At 75.5% G+C, this 19,597-nt stretch carries 24 protein-coding genes; 19 read left to right on the top strand and 5 right to left on the bottom strand.

Features of this window, described 5'->3' with window-relative positions; translation table 11 throughout:
- Positions 1–292 precede the first annotated feature (292 nt).
- From nagA to ACSNOB_RS06220, 3 genes are read right to left on the bottom strand one after another with little or no spacing between them, the layout of a single operon-like run.
- Positions 293–1,402 (bottom strand): N-acetylglucosamine-6-phosphate deacetylase, encoded by a 1,110-nt coding sequence (gene nagA / locus ACSNOB_RS06230; protein ID WP_436685667.1) that lies wholly within the window; start codon positions 1,400–1,402, stop codon positions 293–295.
- On the bottom strand, positions 1,402–2,322 hold the full coding sequence (locus ACSNOB_RS06225; RefSeq protein WP_436685666.1) for an ROK family protein: 921 nt from the start codon (positions 2,320–2,322) through the stop codon (positions 1,402–1,404). Before ACSNOB_RS06225 ends, nagA begins: the two co-directional genes overlap by 1 nt.
- Positions 2,319–3,248, bottom strand: coding sequence for an SIS domain-containing protein (locus ACSNOB_RS06220; RefSeq protein WP_436685665.1), 930 nt, complete (start codon positions 3,246–3,248; stop codon positions 2,319–2,321). Before ACSNOB_RS06220 ends, ACSNOB_RS06225 begins: the two co-directional genes overlap by 4 nt.
- Positions 3,249–3,443: 195 nt before the next feature.
- On the opposite strand from ACSNOB_RS06220, the gene ACSNOB_RS06215 reads away from it, so the two are divergent.
- The 19 genes from ACSNOB_RS06215 to ACSNOB_RS06125 all read left to right on the top strand — a co-directional run bounded on the left by ACSNOB_RS06215 (position 3,444) and on the right by ACSNOB_RS06125 (position 16,690).
- On the top strand, positions 3,444–4,229 hold the full coding sequence (locus ACSNOB_RS06215) for a DeoR/GlpR family DNA-binding transcription regulator (protein WP_436685664.1): 786 nt from the start codon (positions 3,444–3,446) through the stop codon (positions 4,227–4,229).
- 244 nt (positions 4,230–4,473) lie between these two features.
- On the top strand, positions 4,474–5,397 hold the full coding sequence (locus tag ACSNOB_RS06210; RefSeq protein WP_436685711.1) for an ATP-binding cassette domain-containing protein: 924 nt from the start codon (positions 4,474–4,476) through the stop codon (positions 5,395–5,397).
- Positions 5,394–6,410, top strand: a complete 1,017-nt coding sequence (locus ACSNOB_RS06205; RefSeq protein ID WP_436685663.1) for an ABC transporter permease subunit — start codon at positions 5,394–5,396, stop codon at positions 6,408–6,410. The genes ACSNOB_RS06210 and ACSNOB_RS06205 overlap by 4 nt, the downstream gene beginning before the upstream one ends.
- Before the next feature lie 221 nt (positions 6,411–6,631).
- Entirely contained in the window at positions 6,632–7,090 is a 459-nt protein-coding gene (locus ACSNOB_RS06200; protein WP_393106116.1) for a DUF3263 domain-containing protein, read from the top strand.
- A 282-nt stretch (positions 7,091–7,372) separates the two neighbouring features.
- Positions 7,373–8,125: a hypothetical protein gene (locus ACSNOB_RS06195; protein ID WP_436685662.1), complete on the top strand. Its 753-nt coding sequence runs from the start codon at positions 7,373–7,375 to the stop codon at positions 8,123–8,125.
- Positions 8,122–8,517, top strand: a complete 396-nt coding sequence (locus tag ACSNOB_RS06190) for a phage holin family protein (protein WP_436685661.1) — start codon at positions 8,122–8,124, stop codon at positions 8,515–8,517. Before ACSNOB_RS06195 ends, ACSNOB_RS06190 begins: the two co-directional genes overlap by 4 nt.
- Before the next feature lie 22 nt (positions 8,518–8,539).
- Positions 8,540–9,226 carry a DUF3618 domain-containing protein gene (locus ACSNOB_RS06185; protein ID WP_436685660.1) on the top strand — a complete coding sequence of 229 codons (687 nt, stop codon included), beginning with the start codon at positions 8,540–8,542 and terminating at the stop codon, positions 9,224–9,226.
- Positions 9,195–10,094: a hypothetical protein gene (locus tag ACSNOB_RS06180; protein WP_436685659.1), complete on the top strand. Its 900-nt coding sequence runs from the start codon at positions 9,195–9,197 to the stop codon at positions 10,092–10,094. Before ACSNOB_RS06185 ends, ACSNOB_RS06180 begins: the two co-directional genes overlap by 32 nt.
- 156 nt (positions 10,095–10,250) lie before the next feature.
- Complete coding sequence (locus ACSNOB_RS06175; protein ID WP_436685658.1) at positions 10,251–10,760, top strand: GNAT family N-acetyltransferase; 510 nt, start codon at positions 10,251–10,253, stop codon at positions 10,758–10,760.
- 279 nt (positions 10,761–11,039) lie between these two features.
- Positions 11,040–11,471: a hypothetical protein gene (locus ACSNOB_RS06170; RefSeq protein WP_436685657.1), complete on the top strand. Its 432-nt coding sequence runs from the start codon at positions 11,040–11,042 to the stop codon at positions 11,469–11,471.
- 2 nt (positions 11,472–11,473) lie between these two features.
- On the top strand, positions 11,474–12,679 hold the full coding sequence (locus ACSNOB_RS06165; protein WP_436685656.1) for an SRPBCC family protein: 1,206 nt from the start codon (positions 11,474–11,476) through the stop codon (positions 12,677–12,679).
- Complete coding sequence (gene gvpJ, locus ACSNOB_RS06160; protein ID WP_436685655.1) at positions 12,676–13,104, top strand: gas vesicle protein GvpJ; 429 nt, start codon at positions 12,676–12,678, stop codon at positions 13,102–13,104. Before ACSNOB_RS06165 ends, gvpJ (ACSNOB_RS06160) begins: the two co-directional genes overlap by 4 nt.
- A 1-nt stretch (position 13,105) precedes the next feature.
- Entirely contained in the window at positions 13,106–13,861 is a 756-nt protein-coding gene (locus tag ACSNOB_RS06155) for a GvpL/GvpF family gas vesicle protein (RefSeq protein ID WP_436685654.1), read from the top strand.
- Between the two features lie 3 nt (positions 13,862–13,864).
- Entirely contained in the window at positions 13,865–14,308 is a 444-nt protein-coding gene (locus ACSNOB_RS06150; protein ID WP_436685653.1) for a gas vesicle protein GvpG, read from the top strand.
- Positions 14,268–14,630: a gas vesicle protein gene (locus ACSNOB_RS06145; RefSeq protein WP_436685652.1), complete on the top strand. Its 363-nt coding sequence runs from the start codon at positions 14,268–14,270 to the stop codon at positions 14,628–14,630. Before ACSNOB_RS06150 ends, ACSNOB_RS06145 begins: the two co-directional genes overlap by 41 nt.
- A gap of 1 nt (position 14,631) precedes the next feature.
- Positions 14,632–15,000: a gas vesicle protein GvpJ gene (gene gvpJ, locus ACSNOB_RS06140; RefSeq protein WP_436685651.1), complete on the top strand. Its 369-nt coding sequence runs from the start codon at positions 14,632–14,634 to the stop codon at positions 14,998–15,000.
- Positions 14,984–15,823, top strand: coding sequence for a GvpL/GvpF family gas vesicle protein (locus tag ACSNOB_RS06135; RefSeq protein ID WP_436685650.1), 840 nt, complete (start codon positions 14,984–14,986; stop codon positions 15,821–15,823). Before gvpJ (ACSNOB_RS06140) ends, ACSNOB_RS06135 begins: the two co-directional genes overlap by 17 nt.
- Positions 15,824–15,926: 103 nt before the next feature.
- Positions 15,927–16,232, top strand: a complete 306-nt coding sequence (locus tag ACSNOB_RS06130) for a gas vesicle protein (RefSeq protein WP_436685649.1) — start codon at positions 15,927–15,929, stop codon at positions 16,230–16,232.
- Complete coding sequence (locus ACSNOB_RS06125; protein ID WP_436685648.1) at positions 16,229–16,690, top strand: gas vesicle protein K; 462 nt, start codon at positions 16,229–16,231, stop codon at positions 16,688–16,690. The genes ACSNOB_RS06130 and ACSNOB_RS06125 overlap by 4 nt, the downstream gene beginning before the upstream one ends.
- A gap of 103 nt (positions 16,691–16,793) precedes the next feature.
- Here ACSNOB_RS06125 and ACSNOB_RS06120 read toward each other — a convergent pair whose 3' ends face one another.
- Positions 16,794–19,055 (bottom strand): AAA family ATPase, encoded by a 2,262-nt coding sequence (locus ACSNOB_RS06120; protein ID WP_436685647.1) that lies wholly within the window; start codon positions 19,053–19,055, stop codon positions 16,794–16,796.
- Between the two features lie 9 nt (positions 19,056–19,064).
- Positions 19,065–19,586 carry a hypothetical protein gene (locus ACSNOB_RS06115; RefSeq protein ID WP_436685646.1) on the bottom strand — a complete coding sequence of 174 codons (522 nt, stop codon included), beginning with the start codon at positions 19,584–19,586 and terminating at the stop codon, positions 19,065–19,067.
- Positions 19,587–19,597 lie beyond the last annotated feature (11 nt).

Below are 19,597 nucleotides of genomic sequence, written 5' to 3'. Positions count from 1 at the left end.
CCGCCTCGAATCCGGCGGCGCCCGCGCTGGTGGGGCGGTGGTGCGGCGGTTCGGCGGTTCGGCGGTTCGGCGGTGACGGTCCTCTGGGGGACGGGACCCTGTCCGCGAGCGCTGTCGAGCTGATGTCGTAGACGATTCAGCCTGCGCGGTCCGCGCGATGTCGTAGACGATTCAGCTCGACAGCGCGGACACGAACCCTCCCGCCCTGGGCGCCGGTGACCCTGCACGCACGGCCGAGCGCCGAACGCCCTGCGCGCGGCCTGTGCCAGCCGACGCGATCGTCCGGCCGGGATCACTCCACCCAGGAACCGCCGCGCATCACGCGGACCACGTTCAGGTCGTCGTCGAGCACCACCAGGTCGGCGCGGAGCCCGACCTGGAGCGCGCCCAGCCGGTCGCCGAGGCCGATCGCGCGGGCCGGCGTGGTGGCCGCCATCCGTACGGCGTCCGCGATCGGGATGCCGGCGGCCACCGCGTGCCGCAGCGCCGCGTCCATGGTCAGGGTGCTGCCGGCGATCGCGCCGTCGCGGGTCAACCGGGCCACCCCGCCCGCCACCGTGACGGCCTGGCCGCCCAGCTCGTAGTCTCCGTCGGGCATGCCGGCGGCGGCCATCGCGTCGGTGATCAGGGCGGCCCGCTCCGGGCCCGCCGTCGAGGTGGCGAAGGCCAACATCCCGTCGTGCAGGTGTACGCCGTCGGCGACCAGCTCGCAGACCACGTTCGGGGCGTCGAGCAGGGCCACCACCGGGCCGGGCTCGCGGTGGTGCACCGGCCGCATCCCGTTGAACAGGTGGGTGCCGACGCTCGCGCCGGCCGCCACGGCGGCGCGGGTCTCGTCGTACGTGGCGTCGGTGTGGCCGACCGCGGCGACCACCCGGTGTGCGGTGAGCAGCTTGACCGCCTCCAGCGCGCCGTCCCGCTCGGGGGCGAGGGTGACCATCCGGATCGCGCCGTCGCCCAGCTCGATCAGCTCGGCCAGTTCGTCCGTCGACGGGTCGCGGAGGAACTCGGGGTTCTGCGCGCCGCAGCGGGCGGAGGAGAGGTACGGCCCCTCGAAGTGGATGCCGGCCAGCACCCCCTCGGCGACCAGCGGCGCGAAGGCCGCGGTGGCCGCACGCATCAGGTCGAACGGCGAGCTGACCAGGCTCGCCAGCAGGGTCGTGGTGCCGTGCCGCAGGTGGAAGTCGGCGGCCTGCCGCGCCTGCTCGGCGTCGCCGGTGGTGAAGGTGTGCCCGCCGCCGCCGTGCGTGTGCATGTCGACGAAGCCGGGGACGATCCAGTGCCCGTCGCGCACCGACGGGTACTCGGCCACCGCCGTGATCCGGCCCCCGTCCAGCTCCACGCAGCCCTGCCGGATCACGCCGGTCGGGGTCACCACCTTGCCGTTCACCCGAATGGCCATCACTTCTCCAGACTGTCGAGAGCGAGCAGGGCGGCGCCGAGGCAGCCGGCCTCGTCGCCGAGGGCCGCCGCGACGAGGCGCGGCTCCCGGTGGAACGTCATCCGCTCGTGCAGCGCGGCCCGCAGCGGGTCGAGCAGCAGCGCGCCGGCCTGCGCCAGGCCGCCGCCGAGCACGACGGTCTCCACGTCGAAGAGGGCCTGGCCGGTGGCGAGGCCGTCGGCGAGCGCCTCGACGGCCTCGCGCCAGACGTCCGCCGCCAGCGGCTCACCGGCCGCCGCCCGGGCGGCCACGTCGGCGGCGGTCGCCGGGACGCCGGCCAGCGCGGCGTAACGCCGGCCGATCGCGCCCGCGGAGGCCACCGCCTCCAGGCAGCCGGGACGGCCGCATCCGCAGGAGGGACCGCCGGGGCGGACCAGCACGTGGCCGATCTCCCCGGCGGCGCCGTGCGCGCCGATGACCGCCACTCCGTCGACCACGTGCGCCGCGGCGATCCCGGTGCCGATGGCGACGAAGAGGACGTGCCGGTCGTCGCGGCCCGCGCCGAGGCGCGCCTCGGCCAGGCCGCCGGCGCGCACGTCGTGGCCGAGCGCCGTCGGCAGCCCGAGCCGCGCCTGCGCCAGGTCCCGCAGCGGTACGTCCCGGAAGCCCACGTTCGCGGACCAGACGGCGACCCCGCGCGCCTCGTCGATCACCCCCGGCACGGCGACGCCGAGCGCGACCGGGGTGAGCCCGTCGGCGCGGGCCTTGCCGGCCAGACCGTCCGCGACCGCCAGGACGGTGTCGACCACGGCGTCCGGGCCCCGCCCGGCGTCGGTGGGGTGCCGCTCGGCGTGCAGCACGGCGCCGTCCGGCCGGACCAGGGCGCACTTCATCCCGGTGCCGCCGACGTCCAGCGCGACGACGACGTCGGCCGGGCTCACGCGAGTACCACGGACCGGCTCAGGTGCCGGGGCGCGTCGGGGTCGAGGCCCCGGCTGGTGGCGAGCGCGACGGCGAAGCGCTGCGCCAGGATCAGGTCGGCCATCGGGTCGACGGGGGTACGGCCGGCGGCCCAGCTGCCCAGCACCGTGCGGCAGCCGTGGGTGCGGCTGTGCACGAACGCCGCGCCCGTCGCGGCCACGTCCTCCGGCAGCCCGTCGGGCAGCTCGCCGAACGCCCAGACCAGCCGGCCGGGGGCGGCGACCGAGATCGGCCCGTGCCGGTAGTCCATCGCCGGGTACGCCTCGGCCCAGAAGGTGGCCGCCTCGCGGCACTTCAGCGCCGCCTCCTGGGCCAGCCCGACCGTCCACCCCCGACCGAGGAAGGTGGCCTGCTCGATCCGGGTGGGGTCGATCGGCAGTGGGGCGCGCACCGCCACCTCCGCGTCGGCGGAGAGCGCGGCGATGTTGTCGCCGAGGTGGGCGCGGAGCAGGGCCAGTGCGGTGGTCGCGAAGCGGGTCTGCACCACCGAGCGCTCGTCGGCGAACGGCATGGGCACCGCCGCGTCGGCCAGCGCGACGGCGGGGGAGGCGGGGTCGCCGACCAGGACGGTCGTCGGCACCCGTCCGCGCAGGGCGGCGAGCAGCTCGGTGACCTCGGTGGTGGTGCCCGATCGGGTGATCGCGACCAGCCGGTCGTAACGCCGCCCGGCGGGGAACTCGGAGGCCTGGAAGGCGTCGGTCTCGCCCTGGCCGGAGTGCTCGCGGCGGGCCGCGTACGCCATCGCCATGAACCACGACGTGCCGCAGCCCACGACGGCGACCCGCTCGCCGGGGCGGGGGAGGTGGTCGGCTGCGGTGGCGGCGACCCGCGCCGCCTCCCGCCAGCAGTCGGGCTGGCTCGCGATCTCCGCGTCGACGTACGACATGAGAACTCCTACGCAGGGGAGCGGTGCGCAATACGGCTCGTTAGAGCCATCTTTCGCGCGTTATTCTGCGCGAACCCGGTTGGCCGTGGCAACCAGCCCCGACATCGAGCAGGCCGTGGTTTTGCGCCCTCGTAGTTTCGCGCACTACTGTGCACGCAATCAATCACCGACCGCGCAGTAACTGGAGGCCCTGGGGTGGACCGGTACGCCAGATGGAACGCCCTGCTCGAAATGCTGACCGACAGCGGACGGGTCAGCGTCGAGGAGGCCGCCGAGCGGCTGGACGTCTCCCAGGCCACCATCCGGCGTGACTTCGACCAGCTCGCCCAGCAGCAGATGATCACCCGGACCCGGGGTGGCGCGGTGGCCAACGGCGTCTCGTACGACCTGCCGCTGCGCTACAAGACCGCCAAGCACTCGGCCGAGAAGCAGCGGATCGGCACCGCCGCTGCGGCGCTGGTCTCGCCCGGCACCGTGGTGGGCCTCAACGGCGGGACCACCAGCACGGAGGTGGCCCGGGCCCTCGCCGTCCGGCCGGACCTGAACACCAGCGCCGAGGGTGCCCAGCTCACCGTGGTCACCAACGCGCTCAACATCGCCAACGAGCTGCTCGTCCGCTCCCGGATGAAGGTCGTGGTGGCCGGCGGCGTGGTCCGCCCCAAGTCGTTCGAGCTGGTCGGCCCGCTGGGCGGGGCGCTGCTGCGCGAGGTCACCCTGGATGTCGCCCTGCTCGGCGTGGACGCGATCGACCCCCAGCTCGGCGCCGCCGCCCACCACGAGGGCGAGGCGGCGATGAACAACCTGATGGTGGCCCGGGCGAAGCGGGTGGTGATCATCGCCGACTCGTCCAAGCTGGGCGGGCACGCGTTCGCCCGGATCTGCCCGGTGGACCGGGTGGAGACGCTGGTCACCGACTCCGGCGCCAACCCCGAGGTGGTCGAGGCGTTCCGCGCCGCCGGCGTCAACGTGATCTGCGCCTGAGGTGAGGGAGGGGAGGGCGCCCTCCTGACGTCCGGCGCACGAGTGGCGGCGGCACTTCTCCTCACCCGATCGGCGCGTCGGTGCATACCGGGTATTGCGCTCGGCTGCATACCGCGTATGGTGTCGCGTGTCATACGCCCATCGGGGGAGGTGCAGCTTGCCAGCTGTCCTGGAGATCGAAGGTCTACGCAAGACGTACAAGAGTCGTCGGCGCGGCACCCGCAACGCGCTGGACGGCTTCGACATGCTGGTCGAGGCGGGGCAGGTGCACGGCTTCCTCGGCCCCAACGGGTCCGGCAAGACCACCACGCTGCGCACGCTGCTCGGCCTGATCCGGCCCAACGGCGGCCGGATGGCCATCCTCGGGCACGAGGTGCCCGCGGCGCTGCCCAGCGTGGCGGGCCAGGTCGGCGCGATCGTGGAGAGCCCGCAGTTCTTTCCGCACTTCTCCGCGCGCGACACGCTGTCCCTGCTCGCCGGCGCGGGTGACGTGCCGCCGCAGCGAATCGACGAGGTGCTGGAGCTGGTCGGGCTGCGCGACCGCGCCGGCGAGCGGGTGAAGACCTACTCGCTGGGCATGAAGCAGCGGCTCGCCGTCGCCTCGGCCCTGCTGAAGAACCCGAAGCTGCTGATCCTCGACGAGCCGGCCAATGGGCTCGACCCGGGCGGCATCCGGGAGATGCGCACGCTGATGCGTACCCTCGCCGAGTCGGGGATGACCGTGGTGCTCTCCAGCCACATCCTCGGCGAGATCCAGCTGATCTGCGACTCGGTCACCATCATCTCGCTGGGCCGGCGGGTGGCCTTCGGCCCCGTCGAGCAGGTGCTCGCCCAGCACTCCTCCGGCGCCGTCCGGGTGCGGCTGGAGGCGGTCACCGACCTGCCGGCCGCCGCCGAGGCGCTGACCCGCGCCGGGATCCGGGTGAACGGCCAGCCCGACCACCTGATGCTCGCCGGGGTCGACAAGCCGGCCACGGTGACCCGGCTCCTCGCCGAGCAGGGCCTCTACGTCAGCGAGCTCGCCCCGGTCGCCGTCGACCTGGAGAGCGTCTTCCTCGAACTGACCGCCACCGCGCCGGTACCCGGCCAGCACCGGCAGGTCGACCAGTCCACGAAGGTCGGTGGGGCGGGGCAGCCCGGCACCGCCGGAGGAGGGTGGGGCGCGTGAGCCTCTACCGTACGGAGCTGCGCCGGCTCGCCAAGCGGCGCTTCACCCGCTGGATGAGCCTGCTGGGCCTGGTGGTGCTCGCGCTCGTGGTGGTCGGGGTCTTCCTCACCAACGAGAAGATCGACGCCGCCGCGCTGGCGAAGGCCGAGCGCGCCGCCGAGCAGCAGTGGCAGCAGGACGTCCGCCACAACGAGCAGTACCGCGCGGAGTGCGAGAAGGCGAAGGCGGCGGGGGCGGGCGAGCCCGGTCAGTACCCCGACGACTGCGCCATGATCCAGCCGCCGCCCCGGGAGGCGATCGAGGCGGAGTGGTTCCTGCCCTCCACCTTCGACTTCCGGGAGAACTTCGGCTCCACGCTGCTGCCGCTCGCGGCGATGCTGGCGCTGGTCGGGTTCGTCGTCGGCGCCTCGTTCGTCGGGGCGGAGTGGAACACCGGCGGCATGATGAACCTGCTGCTGTGGCGGCCGAAGCGGCTGACCGTACTGCTGACCAAGCTGGCGGCGCTGCTCACCGGGTTGCTCGCCCTGGCGGTGCCCACGACGGCGCTCTGGTTCGGCAGCTTCTGGCTGGTCGCCACCTTCCGCGGCAGCACGGCGAAGATGACCTCCGGAGCCTGGCAGTCCTTCGCCCTCACCGGGCTGCGCGGGCTGGTGCTCGCCCTGGTCACCGCGACCATCGGCTTCGCGCTCGCCTCGCTGGGGCGGCACACCGCGATGGCGCTGGGCGGGGTGATCGCCCTGATGGTCGTCGGCCAGTTCGGCCTGGGCATCCTGCTGCAGATGGCCGGGGTGCGCTTCGCCGAGGCGTGGCTGCTGCCCACGTACGCCGTGGCGTGGATGGAGAAGAAGGTGACGCTGGAGGACTGGGACGCCTGTCAGGCCACCTTCTTCGGCGAGTGCAAACCGGACACGATGGACATCACCTGGCAGCACTCCTCGGTGTTGCTGGCGGTCGGGTTCACGGTGATCCTCGGCGCGGCCCTCTGGGCGATGCGCCGGCGGGACATCTCCTGACCCACGGTGCGACCGGCGGGCTCTCCCCGGCCCCCGGTCGCACCGTCGCCCTCCCGCTGTCCGGGCCCCCGCACCGCAGGGGCCGCCGGGGCGGACACGGGGTGAACCGGCGCGGTCACGGTCCGGCACCGTCGTCCGATGCGAACCGGGTGGGCCCTCGTTAGGCTGGGGTCCCCCGGTCGGCGTCGTGGTGTGCCGCCCGCCTGCCCACGAGGAGCGCCATGCAGCCCGCCGACGCCGCACCGGCCGCCACCGAGCCGTCCACGGCGGACGGGGCTGCCGCGACCGGCGAGGCGCGCGGCGCGGGAGGCGTCGTCCCCCAGCCCCGGACCGGCCCCGACGCCGGGGTCCCGGCCGTGCCGCAACCCCGGTCGGCGGTCGAGCCGGGCGTCGGCGCCGCCGGGGCGCCACCCCACGAGGTCGACCCGCCCGCGGGCGACCGGCCGGACGGCGGGCTCACCGAGCGGGAGCGCGGCATCCTCGCCTTCGAGCAGCAGTGGTGGCGACACGCCGGCGCCAAGGAACAGGCCATCCGGGACACCTTCGGCCTCTCCGCCACCCGCTACTACCAGTTGCTGAACGCGCTGCTCGACAATCCGGCGGCCCTGGCCGCGGAGCCCGTGCTGGTCGGTCGGCTGCGGCGGCTGCGTTCCTCCCGGGCCCGCAACCGCCGCCGCTGACCGCTCTGGCACCTGCCGACGGTCCCCCGCAACCGTCGCGGCTGGGCGGTCGTGCCCCGGCCGTTCGTCCCGCACCAGTGGTCGCTGACCGCTGTCGCGCCTTCCGACCGTTCCGCCCCGGCGGGCCACCCGGTGTCCGGTTCTCGTTTCCTGTCCCGGCCCCGGGGCCGGAATGCCGGCGAGCCGCGCGGGTAGGCGGGTGACGTTCCGAGCCGCGTCCCGCGGCCGGTTCACGTTCCGGGCCGTGACCCTGCGGCCCGGGGCCGACGGAGGGAGCGGGCGATGACGGGAATCAACCCGAGCCGGCCACCGGACGGTGCGACCGGCGCCGGGCGACAGGCCCGGCAGGAAGCGTCCCGGGTCGGGCACCAGGCGACCCAGGCCGGGGGCCAGATCGCGCACGCCGCCGCCGAACAGGGCGGACACGTGGCCTCGGAGGCCCGGCGGCAGGCGCGCAACCTCACCGGTGAGGCCACCACGCAGTTGCGCGACCAGGCTCAGGCGCAGCAGCGGCGGGCCGCCGAGGGGCTGCGCGGCATCGGGCGCGAACTCGGCTCGATGGCGGAGCGCAGCGAGGACTCCGGCATGGCCGCCCAGCTGGTTCGTCGCGCGGCCGACGCCGCCCAGCAGGCGGCCGGCTGGCTCGACGAACGCGAGCCCGGAGCGGTCTTCGACGAGGTGCGGTCGTACGCGCGCCGGCATCCGGGCACCTTCCTGACCGGCGCGGCCGTGGCCGGCATGCTGGTCGGGCGGCTCACCCGGAACCTCACCGCCTCCGGCGACGGGGCGCGGGGCGGCGCCGGCCGGCAACCGACGCCGCCGCCGGCCGCCACGCCGACCACGGGCGGGCCCCGGCCGTACGAGCGGGACGTCGAGGCGCCCTACCTGGCCGAGGAGGCGTACCCGCGGACGGAGGCGTACCCGCGCGAGGAGGCGTACCCGCGCGAGGAGGCGTACACGGGGACGGCCCGGGTGCGCAACGCCTCGCCGCCCGGCCGGCAGGGGCCGGACATCCCGGGCGGGGTGGCGCCGTGAGTGCCCCGGAGAAGGAGCGGGCCCAGGCGTCGGTCGGCGACCTGCTCGGCGACGTGACGCGGGACGTCTCCACGCTGGTCCGCAAGGAGATCGAACTGGCCAAGGCGGAGCTGCGCGAGGAGGCGACCCAGGCGGGCAAGGCCGGCGGGATGTTCGGCGGCGCCGCACTGGCCGGTTTCCTCACGGTGCTGTTCGTGTCGTACGCGCTGTGGTGGGGCTTGTCCAACGTGATGGACCAGGGTTGGGCCGCGCTGATCGTGGCGGTCATCTGGGCCGCGGTCACCGGGGGCCTGCTCTCCAACGCGCGGACGAAGATGAAGGAACTCCGCGCCGTGTTGCCGCGTACGCAACAGACCGCCCGGGAGATGCCGAGGGCGATGCGAGGCCGGTGAACCAGCCGGGAGGGAGCAGATCATGTCCAACGATCCGGACCGGATCCGGTGGGAGATCGAGAACACCCGGAACGAACTGAGCAGCGACGTCGACGCGCTGGCCGACAAGGTCAACCCGCGACGGATCGCCGGTGACCGCGTCGGGCAGGCCCGTGGCGCGCTCACCCGGGCCAGGGAGAAGGTGATGGGCGTGCAGTCGGACGGGCACGGTGTCGCACAGCGGATGTCGCACGCGGCCGGAGAGCGGATGTCGCACGCCGCCGGCACGGCACGGTCGTTCGGGGAACAGTCCCGGGACCAGATGTCGCACGCCGCGGTGTCGGTGCGGGACGAGGCCCGCTCGCTGGGGCAGCAGTCCCGTGAGCAGGCGCAGGGCAACCCCCTCGCCGCCGGTCTGATCGCCTTCGGCGCCGGGCTGCTGGTCTCGTCGCTGCTCCCACCCAGCCGACCCGAACGGCAGTGGGCCGGGCAGGCCAAGGGCAAGGTGGCCGAGCACTCCGGGCAACTGCGCGAGCAGGCCAGCCAGGTCGGCCACCAGGTGCGCGACAACCTGCGGGACAACCTGCGGGAGCCGGCGCAGCACGCGGCGCAGTCGGTGGGCTCGACCGCGATGCACGGCGCGTCCGCCGTACGGGAGCAGGGCCGGTCGGCCGCCCACCAGGTGCAGGGGCAGGCGCATGAGGCCGCCGACGACCTCCGTCGCCGCTGAGGCGACCCGGGTGGTCGGGGCGGCGCGGACGATGCGGGTACGCTCCGCGTCCGCGCCGCCTCCCGGCCGGCCGGTGAACGAGGACCTGGTCTTCCGGTTCGGGCCGCTGGTGGGCGTGCTGGACGGGGCGACCGTGCCGGAGGGCTTCGACACCGGCTGCGTGCACGGCCCGTCCTGGTACGTGCGGCACCTCGCCGCCCGGCTCGGGCTGGCGGAGGCGGCCCGCCCGACGGCGACGCTGATGAGCAACCTGGCGGCGGCGATCCTGGCCGTGCGGTCCGACCACGGTGACGAGTGCGACCTGGACCACCCGGGCACCCCGTCGAGCACGGTCTGCCTGCTGCGCGACGGCGGCGACCACCTCGACTACCTGGTGCTCTGCGACAGCCCGCTGGTGCTGGACGCCGGTGGCCGGGTCGGCGTGGTCACCGACGACCGGCTGGACGCCGCGACGGCGGAGCTGCGGGCCACGGTCGCGGCGGTGCCGGCCGGGTCGGCCGACCGGGCCACCCGGTTCCGGCAGGCGGTCGCCCTGCAACGGGAACGGATGAACCGGACCCACGGCTACTGGGTGGCGGCCGCCGACCCGGACGCGGCGTTCCACGCGGTGACCGGCACGCTGCCGCTGCGCGGGCCCGGTGCGGTACGCCGGGCGGCGCTGCTCAGCGACGGCGCGTCGGCCGTGGTGGAGCAGTTCGGCCTGCTCGACTGGGCGGGGCTGCTGGACGTGGTGACCGCCGAGGGGCCGGGCGCCCTGGTCGACCGGGTACGCGCCGCGGAGCGCGACCACCCGGACCGGCTGCGCCGGCACAAGCCCGCGGACGACGCCTCCGTGGTCCTCTGCGAGTTCGACACCGACGTGCCGTGACCCGGGGCCGGGGCGCGGCGGCGGCCGGCGGGGCGGTCGACAGCGGAGCGTGAGGTGGAACACGATGCGGTCCGACCGGCCCGTACCTTCGGCCGGACCGCCAGTCGGTGCCCGATGGGGTGGACTTGGGCCGGTGGGGGCGGCAGACTGCGGCACGTGGCGGGAACGGTCCGGTTGGAGCCGGTGGACGAACGGAACCTGGAGCCGTTGCTGTCCGTAGCGGCGGCTGAGGCGGAGCCGGGTGACGTGATGCCGCCGGTGGAGGCGCCGGCCGGCTGGTCGCACGCCCGTCGGGAGGCGTTCCGCGAGTTCCACCGGGCGAGCTTCGCCGGCCTGCACGGTCCCACCGGCACCCAGATGTACGCGATCCTCGCCGGGGGCGAGGTGGTCGGCATGATCCGGATGAGCCGTCGCGACGAACCGGGCACGGTCGAGACCGGGATGTGGCTGGGCCGGTCCGCCCGGGGCCAGGGCATCGGCCCGGCGGCCCTGCGCGAGCTGTTGAACGAGGCGGCGGCGGCCGGGATGCGGATCGTGGTCGCGGAGACCACCGTCGACAATCACGGGGCGTTGTCGGTGCTCGAAAAGTGCGGGGCGAAATTGCGCGAGGATGCGGGCCGGGTGCACGCCGAGATATCCCTCGATTCGACTCCGCCGGCATTGTGACGACAATTCCGCAATTCCTCTCGCTCTGAGGTTGTCGCTGCTCGTAGCGGCCTCACTGACCGTTTTGCGCGGTTGGCGAGCCTCGTCTCGGAGGCTCCGAAAATGGTTCGGGGATTAGGCGCGGATGTTTCGCCGATAAGTCCTCGGGTATTGCCCGGCGGGTCCGATTGAACGCGACACCCGATTGCGGTCCGGCACGTGCTGATCCCCGGCAGCCATTTCTTTTGGACCGCTGCTTGTCAGGTGTCTGCCGCCGCTCCGGGGAGCGAAGGAGAACAGATGAACAGCGGAGCACGAATCGGGCTTGCCGTGGGCTTCGGCTATCTGCTCGGCCGCCGGCGCAAGCTGCGTACCGCCCTCACCCTGGCAGCCGCGGTCGCGGCCGGCCGCGCGAGCCGGGAGCCCGGAGGGCTGCTGAAGGCGGGCGGCAACCTCCTCCAGTCGTCCCCCCACCTGACCCACCTGGGCCGCCTCGGCGGCCCGCTCGCCACGGCCTCGAAGGCGGCCGCGACCGCCGCCGCCGGGAGCGGCATCGACGCGATCAGCGGCAAGCTGCGCGGCTCGGCCGACGCGCTGCGCCGCAAGGGGGGTGCCGGCGCGCCCGCCGACCGACCGGACGGCGACGGGTCGCCCGACGACAGGTCGGACGACGGGGACCGGCCGGACCGGGACGCCGACGCCGACACCGACGCCGGCCAGCGGGGGCGGTGACCATGGCGGACACGACGAACTCCGGCGGCCTCGGCGACAAGGTCCGGGGCCAGCTCGCCGGCGAGGCGCGGAACCTGGCGAGCGCCATCGGCGAACGCGCCGTGCAGGTGGTGACCGAGCGGATCACCGGCGCGACCGGTCGGCTCAGCGACTACGCCAGGCAGGGCGGCGGTCCCGGCCTGATCGCCGCCGCGACGGGTGCGCAGAAGCTCGCCGAGGGCGGCTCACCGGTCAAGGCGATGGTCCATGCCGGGCTGGCCGGCGGTAAGGAGAAGGTGATGGCGGCTCTCGGCAAGGGCGGCAAGGGCGGCGGCAAGAAGCTCAAGGTCACCAACATCGTGGAGGCGATCGAGGTCGGCGTGCCGGTCCGGGTCGCGTACGACCAGTGGACCCGGTTCGGCGACTTCCCGAGCTTCATGAAGAAGGTCGAGAACGTCGACACCGAGGCGGACGAGAAGCTGACCTGGAAGGCGCAGGTCTTCTGGTCGCACCGCACCTGGGAGTCGACCATCGTCCGGCAGATCCCGGACAAGTTGATCCACTGGCGCTCCAAGGGCGAGAAGGGCTCCGTCGACGGCACCGTCAGCTTCCACGAGCTGTCGCCCGACCTGACCCGGATCCTGGTCGTGCTCGAGTACCACCCGCAGGGGCTCTTCGAGCACACCGGCAACCTGTGGCGGGCCCAGGGCCGCCGCGTCCGGCTGGAACTCAAGCACTTCGTCCGGCACGTGATGACCCAGACGGTCCTCGACCCGGACTCGGTGCAGGGCTGGCGCGGCGAGATCAAGGACTCGCAGGTGGTCAGGGACCACGAGACCGCCCTGCGCGAGGAGCAGGAGGAGCGCGAGCGGCAGGAGGAGCGCGAGCAGCGCGGCCGGCGCGAGCCCGAGCCGGAGGAGGAGGCCGAGGAGGCCGAGGAGCAGCCGCGCGAGGAGCGCCGGCCCGCCGAGCGCGGCCGCCGCCGGCCGCCGCAGCGCCGCCGTCCGGCCGAGGAGGAGTACGAGGACGAGTACGACGAGGGCGACTACGACGAGTACGAGGAGGAGCCGGAGGAGGAGCAGCCGCCGCCGCGTCGCCGTGCCCCGGAGCGGGCCCGTCGCCCGCAGCCCCGGGAGGAGCCCCGGCCCCGCGAGGAACCCCGGGCGCGTCGTGCCCCGGAGGCGCCCCGCCGACCCGTGGTCCGCCGCCGACGGGAGGAGCGCGAGTGACGATCGCGACGAGTGAGGGTCAGGCCGGCGGCGCCCTGGAGCGCGGTGGAGGGGGCTCCAGCCTGGCCGACGTCGTCGAGACGGTGCTGGACAAGGGCGTGGTGATCGACGCCCAGGTGTCGGTCGCCGTGGTCGGCATCCAGTTGCTGGAGATCAACGCCCGGATCGTCATCGCCAGCGTGGAGACGTACCTGCGTTTCGCCGAGGCGGTCGACCGGTTCGACATCACCCCGAAGAACCAGAAGGGACTGCCCGACCTGGTCGAGGGCGCCTCCGGGGCGATCGGGGCCGGCAAGGCGGCATCCGGGATCGGCCGGACCGTCGGCGCGATCGGCGGCGCGGTGAAGGACGCCGTCGACGAACTCGGCTCCGACCGGGACCGCGACCGGGACCGACCCCGGCGGCGCCGGGACGAGGAGCGCTGAGATGGCCGAGGAGACCGGACTGTTCATCTACGGCATCGTGCCCTCCGACGTGGAGCCGACCCAGGACGCCGCCGGGGTCGGCGACCCGCCCGGGGAGGTGGCCGCGATCCGGCACGGGGAACTGGCCGCGCTGGTCAGCGAGGTGAGCCTGACCGAGCCGATCGGCCGGCCGGCGGACCTGACCGCGTACCAGGAACTGGTGGACGGCACGGCGGCCGTGGCCCCGGTGCTGCCGGTGCGCTTCGGCACGGTGGTCACCGGCCCGGACGCGGTGGCTGACCTGCTGGAGGCGCACCATGACCGGTTCGCCGCCGCCCTCGACGAGTTCGAGGGCCGGATCCAGTACGTCGTGCACGGCCGCTACGACGAGCAGAACCTGATCGCGGCCGTACTGGCGGAGCAGCCGGCCGCGGCCGAACTGGCCGACCAGGTGCGCGGGCAGCCGGAGGCGGCCACCCGGCCGCAGCGGATCCGGCTCGGCGAGATGATCAGCCAGGCGGTCGAGCTGCGCCGCGAGGCGGAGAACCGGCAGCTCGTGGACGCGCTCGGTCCGGTCGTCGTGGCGAGCGCGCCCCGACCGCCGAGCAACGAGCTGGACGCGGCGAACGCCGCCTTCCTGGTCGAGCGAGACCGGGAGGACGACTTCGTGGCGGCCGTCGAGGAGTACGCCGAGCAGCGCCGGGAGCTGATCCGCACGCGCCTGCTCGGCCCGCTCGCCCCGTACGACTTCGTCAGCGCGCACCAGTTGGCGGAGTGACGGGTGGACATCCTCTGGACGCTGCTGACCCTGCCGTACGCGCCGGTGCGCGGGCTGACCGCGGTGGTCAAGGTGATCGCCCGGGAGGCCGAGTCGCGGCAGCGCAACCCGGTCGACGTCCGGCGCGAGCTGGAGGCGCTGGACGCGGCGGAGGCCGCCGGGGAGATCACCGCCGCGGAGCGGGACCGGGGGCAGCAGCAGGTGCTGGCGCGGCTGACCGGCGGCGCCGGTCGGCCGGCGCCGCCCCGGGCCCGGGACCAGGGTCGGGGCGGCGAGCAGGGCCGGGGCGGCGATCCGGCCGGGGACGCCGTCGGGGCCCGCCGGGGTGCCGGCGGCCCCCGACGGCGGGCCGGCACGGAACGGGCGCGGCGGGTGTCGCGCGACGGTGGCGAGGGAGGTGAGCGGCATGGCGGACCGGATCCGCGGCGACGGCGGCCGGGCGCGTAGCAGGGAGCCGGACGACGACCGGTACGACGACGAACGGTACGACGACGAGGAGGAGTACCTGGAGCCGATCTCGGCCGCCGAGGCCGCCCGCGAGGGGATGCGGCAGATCGTCGAGCTGACCGGCCGCGACCCGGTGGGGACCACCTCGCTGAAGTCGGTGCGGGACGGCTGGCTGGTCGGGGTGGAGGTGATCGAGGATCGCCGGATCCCCGCCTCCACCGACCTGCTCGGCCTCTACGAGGTGGAGCTGGACCTGGAGGGCGGCCTGCTCGGCTACCGGCGGGTGCGGCGCTACCAGCGCGGGAAGGGCGAGGTGGGTTGAGATGACCGTGCAACCGCCACCGGTGGTGCAGAACTCCGGCCAGGTGCTGCCCGCCGGGCACGAGCCGGCCAACCTCGGCGACATCCTGGAACGGGTGCTCGACCGGGGCATCGTGATCGCCGGCGACATCCGCGTCAGCCTGCTCGACATCGAGCTGCTGACGCTCAAGCTGCGGCTCGTCATCGCCTCCGTCGACACGGCGCGGCAGATCGGCATCGACTGGTGGGAACACGACCCGTGGCTCAGCTCGCGGGCGAGGCCCCCGGTCGAACCCGGCCCCCGCGACCCGGAGCAGGTGGAGGCGGAGCGCCGCCCCCGGGTCGCCCGGCGGGCCGCCCGGAGGGAGGAGTGGGATGAGCTCGACGGCTGACCTCGCGCCCGCCGGCCGGACGGCGCGCTCGGACGCCGGGGTGTGGCTGCACGGCGTGGTGCGGGAGGCCGACCCGGCCCTGCTCGCCGCGACCCCCGGGATGGACGGCGCGCCGGTACGCGCGGTGCCGGCCGCCGGGCTGGTCGCGGTGGTCAGCACCGCCCCGCTGGCCGAGTACGGCGAGGAGGCGCTGCGCCGCAACCTGGAGGACCTGGCCTGGCTGGAGCGCGCCGCCCGGGCGCACCACGCCGTGGTGGCGGCGCTGTCCCGGGCGGGCGCGGTGGTGCCCGCCCGGCTGGCCACGGTGCACCACGACGACGCCCGGGTGGCGGGGCAGCTCACCACCCGCCGGAGCGAGCTGACCGCCGTCCTGGACCGGCTCGCCGGTCGGGACGAGTGGGGCGTGAAGGGCTACGTCGTGCCGGGGGTCACGCCCCGGAGCGCGGAGCCCGCCGGGCCGGGCGGGGCCGGGGCGGCGTACCTGCGGCGACGCCGGGCCCAGCTCACCGCCCGCGAGGAGGGGCAGCGGATCGCCGCCGACGCGGCCTCCGCCGTGCACACGGCCCTGGCCGGGCACGCGGTGGCCGCCCGGCGGCACCCCCCGCAGGACCGCCGGCTCTCCGGCGCGCCCACCGCCATGGTGCTCAACGGGGCGTACCTGGTCGAGCAGGTCACGCTCGCTGACTTCCGCCGGTTGGTCGACGCGCTGGCCGGCCGGCATCCGGAGATCCGGTTGGAGTTGACCGGCCCGTGGCCGCCGTACTCCTTCGCCGAGCAGCGTCCGCCCGAGCCGGCGCTCACCGTTCGGGAGCCGGCGTGCTGACCGCCCGGGAAGCCGGCGTGCCGATCGCCCGGGAAGCCGGCGCGGCGACCGCCCCGGAACCGGGCGTGCCGATTGCCCCGGAACCCGGCCGGGGGCCCGCGTGGTGACCACCTCGCTCGCGCCGAGCAGCGCCGACGACCCGCTGGCCTACCGCCCGGTGGCGCTGGTGGACCTGCTGGACCGCGTCCTCGCCACCGGCGTGGTGATCAGCGGCGACATCACCATCGCCATCGCCGACGTCGACCTGGTCCGGATCTCGCTGCGCGCCCTGGTCGCCTCCGTCGGCGCGCTCGCCCCGCCGGAGCTGCGGGACGCAGCCCCGGCCGACGCCCTTGCCCCGGGCTGCGGAGTCCCCCTCCTCGTGGGTCCACCGGAAGGCGCCACAGGGACACCGGGAGCGCCCGAATGACCGCGGCGGGCGGCGGGCCGACCGCCGCGCCGGATGGCGCCGACGGTCCCGGACAGGCCCGCGTGGCCGGTCGGGCCGGAGCCCCGGACGGTCGGGGCGGGGGTGCCGGCCGGCGGGACGAGGCGGCCGAGCTGGCCGCCGCGCTCGGCGACACCCGGTGGCAGGCGCCCCGGGTCACGCCGCTGGACCGGCGGCTCGCGGTCGACCGGGACTCCGTCGAGCGGGGACTGGCCAGCCTCGTGCTCACCGTGATCGAGCTGCTGCGTCAGCTCATGGAGCGGCAGGCGCTGCGCCGGGTCGACCTCGGCGACCTCACCGAGGAGCAGGTCGAACGGATCGGCATGACGCTGATGGCGCTGGAGGAGCAGATGACCGGGCTGCGCGAGTACTTCGGCCTGGCGCCCGAGGACCTGAACCTCGACCTGGGGCCCCTCGGCCCCCTGCTGCCGACCGACTGACGCCCGCCGGCTCGGCGTCCCTGCGCGCTGGCGAATCGTCTACGACATCAGCTCGACAGCGTCCCGGCGGGCATACCCGGCCCCGCCGTCGCCGAGCTGGCCGTCAGCCGGCGCGCTTCTCGGCGTACGCGGCGAGCCAGGCGACCTGGGCCGGGTCCAGGGACGGACGGACCCGGGCGCGGGCGGCCGCCACGTGCGCGGCGGTGACGGTGGAGGCGGTCAGCGACTCCCGCATCGCGGCCAGCGCCGCCTCCCGCACCAGCGCGGCGCAGTCCGCCGCCGAGAAGCCGTCCAGCTCCGCGCCCAGCGCCGCGAGGTCCACCTCGGGTGCCAGCGGCACGTTACGCGCCGAGGCGCGCAGGATCTCCGCCCGCGCCGGCCCGTCCGGCGGCGGCACGTAGACCAGCCGCTCCAGCCGCCCGGGGCGCAGCAGCGCCGGGTCCACCAGGTCGGGCCGGTTCGTCGCGCCGACCACCACCACGTTGCGCAGCGTCTCCACCCCGTCCAGCTCGGTGAGCAGCGCGGCGACCACCCGGTCGGTGGTGCCGCCGTCGGTGGCCTGGCCGCGTACCGGGGCGAGCGCGTCCACCTCGTCCAGGAAGACCAGCGTCGGCGCGGCCTCCCGGGCCCGGCGGAACAGCTCGCGGACCGCGCGCTCGCTCTCGCCGACCCACTTCGACAGCAGCTCCGCCCCCTTGACCGAGAGCACGTTCGCCCGCCCCGACCCGGCCAGCGCGGTGACCAGGTAGGTCTTGCCGCAGCCGGGCGGGCCGTAGAGCAGCACCCCGCGGGGCGGCTGCACGCCGAGCCGGGCGAACGTGTCCGGGTAGGTCAGCGGCCACAGCACCGACTCCGTCAGCGTCTCCTTGACCTCCGTCAGGCCGCCCACGTCGTCCAGGGTCACCGCGGCCAGCTCCAGGGTGGACGCCGCCATCGTGGTCGGCCGGACCACCTCCAGCGCGGCGGCGAAGTCCGCCATCGCCACCGTCGGCGTCTCGGCCGACTTCTGCCGCAGCGCCGCGCGCACCCCGGCCTCGCGGACCAGCGCGGCCAGGTCGGCGGCGACGAAGCCGGGGGTACGCCCGGCGACCTCGTCGAGCCGCACGTCCTCGGCGAGCGGGACCTGCCGGGTCAGCACGGTCAACTGTTCCCGGCGCAGCGCCGCGTCCGGCAGCGGGACGCTGATCCGCAGCGAGAGCAGGTCCGGCCCGCTCAGCACCGGGTCGACCGCCTCGGGCCGCCCGGTCGTGCAGACCACCGCCGCCCCCGCCCGGACGGTCTCCGCGACCACCTGGCGGAACACGGTCGCCACCGGTCCCGGCCCGTCGGCGGGGGCGAGCGCCTCCACGTCGGTGACGAGCAGCACCGCGGGGCCGTCCGCCTGTGCCTCGGCCGCGGCCGCGCGCAGCCGGTCGGCGGCGGCCTGGTTGGTCAGCGCGGCCACCTCGGGCGCCCAGAGCGGGCAGACCCGGGCCCCGACCTGGGCGGCCACCGCGCGCACCAGCGCCGCCTTGCCCGAGCCGGCCGGCCCGGCGACCAGCACGCCCAGCGAGACGGTGGTGCCCAGCCGGCCGAGCACCTCCCGGTGGTGGAAGCCGAGGTCGAGCAGCTCGGTCAGCTGCTCGGCCTGGGCCCGCAGTCCCGGCAGCTCGTCCACCGACGGCGCGGCCTCCGCCCGCGCGTCGTCGTCGCGCGCGGGACGCGGCCCGCCCGGGGCGCCCGCCCACCCGTGACCCGCCGGGGCGGAGGGCCCCGCGCCGGGTGCGCCCGCCGCGCCGACGGAGCCGTGGGTCGCCGGGCCGTGCTCCCAACCGACCAGGGTGTCCATGGTGACCAGAGAGCCGTCCGGCTCGGCGTCGGCCACGGTGAGCAGGGTGCTGGTCCAGGCGTACCCGACGCTGTTGGAGAGGCTGCGCCGGGCGGCCTCCACCAGGCTGCGCACCGAGGCGTCCGGCAGGACGTCCTGCGGCAGCAGCGACACGTCGTCCCCGGTCGTCACCACCTTGCCGAGCAGGGCCAGCCGGAGCATCTCGGGGGACACCACCGCGGCGATCTGCGCCGGGCCGGCGAGGACCACCCGCTGGGCGGCGCTGACCGGCAGGGGGCTCACCGTGACCTGGCCGCCGTCGCGGACCCCGAGGTTGCCCAGCATGAGGTCGTCGGCGTAGAGCAGAGCGGTGCTCGCGGTCGGCTCGGCCGGCACGACGACGCCGGCGGTCACCCGCCGGCCGGACAGCCGCACCGGATCGCCCGGGCGCAGCGCCAACGCGGTGAGCGCCTCCGGGTGCAGCCGGACGATGCCGCGTCGGGCGTCCAGCGCCGCCGGCCGCAGGCTCGCGGTCAGGGTCAGGTCGGGTTGCGCCACCGCCCGACCCTAGCCGCCGCCGTCACCCCACGCGTCTCCCCGGCGGATCAGTTCGGCCAGCCGCGCCGCCGGGTCCGGGCGCACCCCCTCCTGGCCGGGCGTCCAGGCCGGCACCGTCTTGGCCGACATCGGCCAGGCCGGCGGCGGTACGGCGGGTGCCTCGGTGTCGACCGTCACGCCCGTGCCGGTCCAGGCGACCCGCAGCGGGTACGCCTGCCCGTCGTGCTCGACCCGGACGGTGACCGCCATGCCGGGGTGACCCGCCACCACCCGCCGGACGGCCTCGGCGACCTCCGTCACCGGGTCGCGGGGCTCGCCGGTCCGCCGGGTGTCGGCCCAGCCGGGCCCGGCGTTGCGGCCCTCGCCCCGGCCGTCGGCGCGGCCCGGAGCGGCCCCGTTCTGCCCGGCCGGCGCTCCCGGCGCCGCGGTGACCTCCCCGTCCGCCGCGCCGCCCTGCTCGGCGGCCCGCCGGCGCAGCGCCTCCTCGCGCCGGGCCAACCGGGCCAGTGTCTCGTCCAGTCCACCTCTCATCACGACCACCC

Source organism: Micromonospora sp. URMC 106 (assembly GCF_051386395.1).
Lineage (GTDB): Bacteria > Actinomycetota > Actinomycetes > Mycobacteriales > Micromonosporaceae > Micromonospora.
Note: the sequence above shows the minus strand (reverse complement) of the source record. Positions and strands in the feature narration are given on the sequence as shown.

Coding starts and splice junctions, on each gene's coding strand:
- nagA (WP_436685667.1), bottom strand. CDS start 1,402: ATGGCCATTCGGGTGAACGGCAAGGTGGTGACCCCGACCGGCGTGATC.
- ACSNOB_RS06220 (WP_436685665.1), bottom strand. CDS start 3,248: ATGTCGTACGTCGACGCGGAGATCGCGAGCCAGCCCGACTGCTGGCGG.
- ACSNOB_RS06210 (WP_436685711.1), top strand. CDS start 4,474: ATGCTGGTCGAGGCGGGGCAGGTGCACGGCTTCCTCGGCCCCAACGGG.
- ACSNOB_RS06200 (WP_393106116.1), top strand. CDS start 6,632: ATGCAGCCCGCCGACGCCGCACCGGCCGCCACCGAGCCGTCCACGGCG.
- ACSNOB_RS06195 (WP_436685662.1), top strand. CDS start 7,373: ATGACGGGAATCAACCCGAGCCGGCCACCGGACGGTGCGACCGGCGCC.
- ACSNOB_RS06185 (WP_436685660.1), top strand. CDS start 8,540: ATGTCCAACGATCCGGACCGGATCCGGTGGGAGATCGAGAACACCCGG.
- ACSNOB_RS06180 (WP_436685659.1), top strand. CDS start 9,195: ATGAGGCCGCCGACGACCTCCGTCGCCGCTGAGGCGACCCGGGTGGTC.
- ACSNOB_RS06170 (WP_436685657.1), top strand. CDS start 11,040: ATGAACAGCGGAGCACGAATCGGGCTTGCCGTGGGCTTCGGCTATCTG.
- ACSNOB_RS06165 (WP_436685656.1), top strand. CDS start 11,474: ATGGCGGACACGACGAACTCCGGCGGCCTCGGCGACAAGGTCCGGGGC.
- ACSNOB_RS06155 (WP_436685654.1), top strand. CDS start 13,106: ATGGCCGAGGAGACCGGACTGTTCATCTACGGCATCGTGCCCTCCGAC.
- ACSNOB_RS06145 (WP_436685652.1), top strand. CDS start 14,268: ATGGCGGACCGGATCCGCGGCGACGGCGGCCGGGCGCGTAGCAGGGAG.
- gvpJ (WP_436685651.1), top strand. CDS start 14,632: ATGACCGTGCAACCGCCACCGGTGGTGCAGAACTCCGGCCAGGTGCTG.
- ACSNOB_RS06135 (WP_436685650.1), top strand. CDS start 14,984: ATGAGCTCGACGGCTGACCTCGCGCCCGCCGGCCGGACGGCGCGCTCG.
- ACSNOB_RS06125 (WP_436685648.1), top strand. CDS start 16,229: ATGACCGCGGCGGGCGGCGGGCCGACCGCCGCGCCGGATGGCGCCGAC.
- ACSNOB_RS06115 (WP_436685646.1), bottom strand. CDS start 19,586: ATGAGAGGTGGACTGGACGAGACACTGGCCCGGTTGGCCCGGCGCGAG.